At 59.1% G+C, this 6885-nt stretch carries 6 protein-coding genes; 1 reads left to right on the top strand and 5 read right to left on the bottom strand.

Going from position 1 to position 6885, the window contains the following annotated elements; translation table 11 throughout:
* Nucleotides 1–959: ISNCY family transposase (locus AAFO90_RS18320; RefSeq protein WP_347510296.1), on the bottom strand; the 959-nt coding region annotated here is incomplete at its 3' end.
* A gap of 208 nt (nucleotides 960–1167) precedes the next feature.
* On the opposite strand from AAFO90_RS18320, the gene AAFO90_RS18315 reads away from it, so the two are divergent.
* Nucleotides 1168–1935 carry an SDR family NAD(P)-dependent oxidoreductase gene (locus AAFO90_RS18315; protein ID WP_347510295.1) on the top strand — a complete coding sequence of 256 codons (768 nt, stop codon included), beginning with the start codon at nucleotides 1168–1170 and terminating at the stop codon, nucleotides 1933–1935.
* A gap of 15 nt (nucleotides 1936–1950) precedes the next feature.
* Here AAFO90_RS18315 and AAFO90_RS18310 read toward each other — a convergent pair whose 3' ends face one another.
* Genes AAFO90_RS18310 through AAFO90_RS18295 form a run of 4 tightly spaced genes read right to left on the bottom strand, consistent with a single transcriptional unit; the run spans nucleotide 1951 to nucleotide 6820 of the window.
* A complete protein-coding gene (locus AAFO90_RS18310) occupies nucleotides 1951–2814 on the bottom strand; it encodes an acyl-CoA thioesterase II (RefSeq protein ID WP_347510294.1) in 864 nt (287 codons plus the stop codon).
* A 14-nt stretch (nucleotides 2815–2828) separates the two neighbouring features.
* A complete protein-coding gene (locus AAFO90_RS18305; protein ID WP_347510293.1) occupies nucleotides 2829–4799 on the bottom strand; it encodes an acetoacetate--CoA ligase in 1971 nt (656 codons plus the stop codon).
* A complete protein-coding gene (locus AAFO90_RS18300) occupies nucleotides 4799–6007 on the bottom strand; it encodes a serine hydrolase domain-containing protein (RefSeq protein WP_347510297.1) in 1209 nt (402 codons plus the stop codon). Before AAFO90_RS18300 ends, AAFO90_RS18305 begins: the two co-directional genes overlap by 1 nt.
* A gap of 42 nt (nucleotides 6008–6049) precedes the next feature.
* On the bottom strand, nucleotides 6050–6820 hold the full coding sequence (locus AAFO90_RS18295) for an enoyl-CoA hydratase/isomerase family protein (RefSeq protein WP_347510292.1): 771 nt from the start codon (nucleotides 6818–6820) through the stop codon (nucleotides 6050–6052).
* Nucleotides 6821–6885 lie beyond the last annotated feature (65 nt).

Below are 6885 nucleotides of genomic sequence, written 5' to 3'. Positions count from 1 at the left end.
CGCCAGCACAACACTTCCGCCAGCCGATCCGGCTCCACATTCAACGCCCGGTGCAGGTTGTCCGGTTTGGCCGGGGCCTTGGCAAATTTGGCGTTAAAGCGGCTCTTAAAGCCTTCAAGAAAAGCGTTTCCGGCTTTCATGTCCGAAACGCCTGCCAGCCTCAGCTCTTTGACAAGCCGGTCCTGAAGCGTGCGATTGGCCCGTTCTACGCGGCCCTTGGCTTGAGAGCTGTTGGCGCACAGGATCTCGATGTTCAGCTCATTCAACGCACGCCCGAACTGGGTCATGCCTGCACCATTCCTGGCGTCTTCTTTGGCAACTCGGAATACCGAATGCTTGTCGCTGTAAAAGGCCACTGGGCGGCCATGCTGAACCAAATAACTGTCCAACGCCTCGAAATAGCTGAACGTGCTCTCGGACTTCACAAACCGCAGCTCCATCAAGGTGCTGGTGGCATCATCGATGAAAACGAGCAGGGTGCAGGGATCACCCCGATCCTCAAACCAACGGTGATCGGAACCATCAATCTGGATCAGCTCACCATAGCATTCGCGCCGTAAGCGAGGTTGATGGAAGGTCCGGCGCTGTTTCCGCGAGAGCCAGATGCCGTCTTCGATCATCCATTTGCGCAAGGTCTCACGAGACACTGTGAACCCGTGATGCTCAGCCAGCTTCTCAGCTGCCAGTGTTGGGCCGAAATCCGGGTAATTCTCTTTGATCAGGCTCAGAGCATAATCGCGCTTTGCATGATGGATACGGTTGTTTGGAGGTTTGCCGCGCGCCTTATGCCGGATCGCTGAGGCGCCATCCTGCCGGTATCTCTTGAGAAGCCGGAACACTTGCCGCCTTGTCAGATTCAGCAGGTTTGCCGCATTGTCTACCGTCAGCCGACTATCATCGACCTGCGCCAAAACCTCAACGCGGTTCAAATCGCGCTCGCTCATCATCACCCATCCCATGTCCGCTCGTCCTCGCTGTTGTATGCGAGGAGAGTGACACTTCTGAATTGCTCATGGGTGACATTATCGCTTTGCGCGTACACGCAGCAATCGTATAATTGGTATTATGTAATATATAGCTGGAATTCCGTTCCGTCACACGGGATTGGCAGCTCCTCTTGCTCCCGCTAGCGTGAATTCGGGTCAAATATGGAGCGCAAGATCAATCATGCAAATCAAAAACAGCTGTGTTGTCGTCACCGGCGCTGCCCATGGGATCGGCAAAGGGCTAGCCGAGAAATTTGCGCAGATGGGCGCCGCGCATGTGATCTGCGCCGATATCGATCTTGCCGGAGCCGAGGCAACGGCGATCGAGATCGGCGGCACTGCCAAGCATGTGGACGTCGCATCCGAGGACAGCATCGCTGCGTTGGTCGATTGCGTGGAAACCGAGATCGCACCGATTACCCTGTTCTGCGCCAACGCTGGTATCCTGACCCGCGGCGGTTTTGAGGTCAGCAATGACGACTGGCAGAGGATCTGGGACATCAACGTAATGTCCCACGTCTGGACCGCGCGGCATCTGGTGCCACGCATGCTGGAACGCGGCGGCGGATACATCCTGAACACGGCCTCGGCCGCAGGTCTGCTCAACCAGATCGGCGCCGCGCCCTATGGCGTCACCAAACACGCGGCCGTTGGCTTTTCTGAATGGCTGGCAATCACTTATGGCGATAAGGGCATAGGCGTTTCGGTCCTGTGCCCGCAGGCCGTCCGGTCAGAAATGACCCGTGGATTAGAAAACAGCGTCGCCAGTGTCGACGGGCTACTGGAGCCTGAAGATGTGGCCACCGCCTGCGCCGAAGCGATTGAGGCTGGCAAGTTCCTGGTGCTGCCACACCCCAAGGTCGAAAGCTACATGCAGGCCAAGACGGCCGATTATGACCGCTGGATCACCGGCATGCAGAAACTGCGCGATCGCTTTGATAACACGTGATTTTTGAAGACGCGCTCAGCTGCTGATCGGTCGCATCAGCCCTTCCTGTGCAACGCTGGCCACCAGTTGGCCATCCTGCGTGTAGATCGAGCCGCGGTTAAAGCCGCGGCCATTCCCAGCAAAGGGTGAATCCATCGTATAAAGGTGCCAGTTTTCAAACCGCACCGGCGCATGGAACCACATGGCATGGTCCAGGCTCGCGGTCATCGCTTCGGGCTTGTACCAGGTCAGCCCGTGTGGACGCAGCGCTGACCCCAAGAGACCAAAGTCCGATGCATAGGCCATCAGCACATGTTGCAGCTCTGGCCCAGCGTCCTTGGCGGATTCCATTCTGATCCACATGTGATTGATATCGCTGCAAACCTGGGGGTTCAGCGGATCGCGCGGCTCAATATCGCGGATTTCAAACGGGCGCTGACGGGTGAATTCCTCGCGCATGTCCTCGGAAATCCGGTGGGCATGCAGCTCGTGCAGCTCATCACGGCTCTGCAACCCATCCGGCGGTGGGACATCCGGCATTGTATGCTGATGGCTCCAGCCCGGTTCTTCCTTGTGGAACGATGCGGCAAGGTTGAGGATCTGCTTGCCGTTTTGAATGGCGATGACGCGCCGGGTAGTGAAACTCCCGCCATCGCGGGCCGGATCGACCTCATAAATGACTGGGCTTGCGGGATCGCCTGGCCGAATGAAATAGGCATGCAGCGAATGGCACAACCGCCCAGACACGGTGGCATAGGCTGCCGTCAGTGCCTGGGCGATAACCTGCCCGCCATAAATCCGCATGGGGGTTTCACCACCGGAGCCAATGCCACGATACAGGTTCGTATCCAGCCGCTCCAGATCCAGAAGATTGAGCAAAACCTTCCCAACATCATTCATTTATGGCGCCTTCCTCAACCAGCCTCCCGCCTCTTTGCATAGGCGATGAACAGATCGAAACTGTCAGGGTTGGCCATCGAGTCACGGTTCACGACTTTTGCGGGGTCCCCTCCAAGTAGCAGCTTTTTCACGGGCACTTCCAGCTTCTTTCCCGAAAGCGTGCGCGGGACTTCGGGGACGCTGATTATTTCATCAGGCACGAACCGCGCCGACACGCCGCTCCGGATCGCACTACGGATCTTGTCGCGCATGGCGTCATCCAGCTCTTGCCCCTCGGCCAGTACCACGAACAGCGGCATGAAACTGTCGCGCCCGAGGAATTCCAAATCAACGACAAGGCTGTCCAGCACGTGCTCAAGACCTTCGACGGCCTGATAGATTTCCGAAGAGCCAAGCCGCAGCCCGCGCCGGTTGATCGTCGCGTCCGAGCGGCCATAGATCACCGATCCGCCCTCGGGGGTGATTTCGATCCAGTCGCCATGGCGCCAGATGCCCGGATAGGTATCGAAATAGCTGTCATGCAGGCGCGATCCGTTCTCATCTCCCCAGAAAAACAAGGGCATAGAGGGTAAAGGTTCGGTGCAGACCAGCTCTCCGACGCTGCCGATCACTTCCTGACCGGTCTCATCAAATGCGCGCACCGCATTGCCAAGCGCGCGGCACTGCATTTCGCCCGCGCGCACCGGCAGCATGACATTGCCGCAGACGAAGGCGCCGCACAGATCGGTGCCGCCGGAGATCGGCGCCAGCCAGATGTCGGCCTTTACCTCGGAATACACCCAATCATAGCCATCCGAGGTCAGCGGCGATCCAGTGGTACCCAGCGAGACCAGCGCCGACAGATCGAGATCACGTCCGGGTCTGATGCCGGATTTCACGCAGGCGGTGATATAAGCGGCGCCGACGCCCAGATAGGTGATCCGCTCATCCGCGCAGCACCGCCACAGGTCCAGCATATCGGGGTGGTTCGGCGCCTGGTCATAAAGCAGTGTCGTTGCGCCCTGCCCCAAGGCCACGAATTGCGCGTTCCACATCACCCAGCCCGACGACGTCAGCCAGCAAAACCGGCTGTCGGAACTCAGATCCTGATGCAGCGATTGCTTGACGCCTTCGAACAGGATGCCACCGTGCCCGTGCACGATGGGTTTAGGATTTCCGGTGGTGCCAGAGGAATAGACCACCCACAGCGGATGATCGAAAGGAACCGGCGTAAACTCCAGCGGGGCGTGAACATCCCCGATCATATCATGCCAATGGGTTGCGCTCTCGGGAAGATCACCGACCACCGGCAGTACCACGCGGTGGGTCACGCTTGGCAGACCGTCGGCAATGGTGGTCAGCACTTCGCGCCGGTCCATGGTCTTGCCCGCATGCACATATCCGTCCTGATAGATAAGGACCTTAGGCTCGATCTGGCGGAACCGGTCCAGAATGGCGACATGGCCCATATCTGGCGCGCAAAGCGACCAGATGCCGCCTAGGCTGGCGGTGGCCAGACAGGCGATAATCGCGGCCTCGGTATTGGGCAAAACGGCGGTGACCCTGTCGCCCTGCCCGACGCCCATGGCCCGCAGGTTTGCAGCTACGCTGGCCACCTGAGCGGCGAGTTCGGCCCAGGTCAGCTCGGATCGGCCAAAGGTTTCAGAATGAACGACAAGCGCCTGTTCCTGCGGGGTTTTGTCGACCTGCCGCAGAATGTGCCTGGCCCAGTTCAACTCTCCGCCCGGGCACCATTCTGCGCCAGGCATGCTGCGATTGCCCAGGATACAGCTTGGCGGCGTGGTGAATTCCAGATCAAAGAACACGGCCAATGCGCCCCAAAACCCTTCAAGGTCGGAAACGCTCCACTCCCACAGGCCATTGTAATCGTCGAAGGTTTTTGCCTTCTCCGCAGCCAGCCAGCGCTTGAATGCCGCCATGCGGCTCGCCTCGGCGCGCTCCGCGGTTGGGGTCCACAGGATCTTACGGTCGGGAATATCGCTCATCACATCACTGCCCCGTGTACCAGCGCCTTCAGCTCAGCCCGCGAGGGATAGGAACTGCTGGGCGACAGCTGGGTAAAGAACACCACGGACAGATCCAACACCGGGTCCATCCAGAAGAAGGTCGAAGCCATGCCGCCCCAGCTAAAGTCACCTACGGACCCGGGGCAGCGCGCCCGACCGGGATCCATCACCACGGCGCCGCCCAGGCCAAAACCCATGCCTTCCATCGGCTGTTCTGCAAAGCTTTGCGGCCCCATGGAGGCGATATCCCCGGGCAGATGGTTCCGCATCATGAAATCAGCGGTTTTCGGGCTGATCAGATAGCCATCCTTATGGGCGCCGCGGCGCCGCAGCATTTCGGAAAACTTCATGTAGTCATCGATGGTTCCGACCAACCCGCCGCCACCAGACATCATCTCAGTCGTTTCAAACGGAGAGCCGCCGTGCAGATCCGTCAGGCGCAGGGTTTCGCCGCCGGTTTTTGCTGAATTCAGCGCCATCGCATCCCCAGCCAGCGGGGTATAGAGCGAGGCAAAGCGATCACCGGTGCCACGCGGGACCCGGAACGTTGTCTCGGTCATGCCGAGCGGAGCAAAGATTTCGGTTTCAAAAAAATCGCCAAGTGTCTTGCCCGAAACAACTTCGACGACGCGGCCCAGAACATCAATACTGACCGAGTATTCCCAGCGTGTGCCGGGTTGAAAGGCGAGCGGATAGGCTGCCAACTCCGCCGCCATCTTTTCCAATTTACCCTGCCCCGGTTTGAACATCAGCTGCTGCTCTTCCATGGCTGCGGGCAAAACGCCGGGGTTGAAAGGATAGCTGAGACCGCTGGTGTGGGTCAGCAGTTCATGCAGCGTCGGCGCCCGGCTGGGTTCAACCTGATCAATTGCCGTTGCCCCTGGCACCAGCGCCTGCATGTCGGTGAATTCGGGAATAAAATCCGACACCGGCGCATCCAAGTGAAACAGCCCCTTTTCCAAGAGCATCATGATGGCAAGGGAGGTCACCGGTTTGGTCATCGAGTAGATCCGTACCAGCGTATCGCGGGTAAAAGGCAGGCCGTCCTCGATATTTCTCAGACCCGTTGCGTGAAAGAACGCTTCCTTCCCACCTTCGTTGATCAAGACCGAACTGCCGGCATATTTCCTTTGATCCACATAGCGTTGCTGCCATGCCTTCACGCGGTCCAGCCGGTCGTGGTCCAGCATTGATTTCCTCCCTGTCTGTCTTGGTGCGGGCCGGTGTGCCTACTCGCCCCGGCCGCTGATCATCTTTTCCATCGCGGCCTTGGTTTCGGAATTGAACCAGCCACCCTCTGGTGCGTTTCCGCCTGCGGCAATCCCTGCCTTGATGCGGTCGATTACCTCGCCGCGCAGCTGCATCTTGACCGAGGCAAAGGTCTGCGGCGGCAATTCCGCCAGGTTACGGGCCTCGCGCAGCGCGTAGATCTCAAGATCCTCCATATCCTCGGCGATGATATCGACAAGGCCATAATTGCGCGCTGCAATCGGACCGATAGATTGCCCGGTCAGCATCAGGCGCCGCTGCGTGTTGCTGTCGAGCGTAGCTTTGGCGATTTCCAGCGGCCCTATCGGGAAGTCCGCGCCGACGCGCACCTCGGCCAGTCCATAGGCGGATCTGGAGTGGCCGATCCGCACGTCGCTGGCCAGAACGAAAAACAACCCACCGGCAATTGCAGCGCCGCCAACAGCAGCCACTACCGGTTTCGGGCAGCTGTAAAGCGCCAGGAAGCCTTCGTTCAGGCCGCGCACAATGGCGTGCTGCTGCTCAAGATCGAACTCCTGCGCTTCTTTCAGATCCAGCCCGGCGGAAAAGACTTTGAACGGGCTTTTCAACACGATGGCGCTGACCGCCGGATCCTGTCCCATCTCGTCAATCTTGGCTGCGAACTCCATCAGGAAATCCGCGCTCAGCGCGTTGACCGGCGCCCGGCCCAGTTGCAGTTCTACGATTCCGTCACCAAGGTCCCTGGTGTTCAGCCAGCCAGCCTCTGTCATTGACGTGTTCCTCCCAATTGGCCGCGGCGAACCACAACCCATGTTTCAGTCCATAATGCGCAGCC

The organism is Phaeobacter sp. CAU 1743 (assembly GCF_039839315.1).
In the GTDB taxonomy this organism is placed as follows: domain Bacteria; phylum Pseudomonadota; class Alphaproteobacteria; order Rhodobacterales; family Rhodobacteraceae; genus Phycobacter; species Phycobacter gallaeciensis_A.
This window is presented reverse-complemented; position numbering and strand designations above follow the sequence as displayed.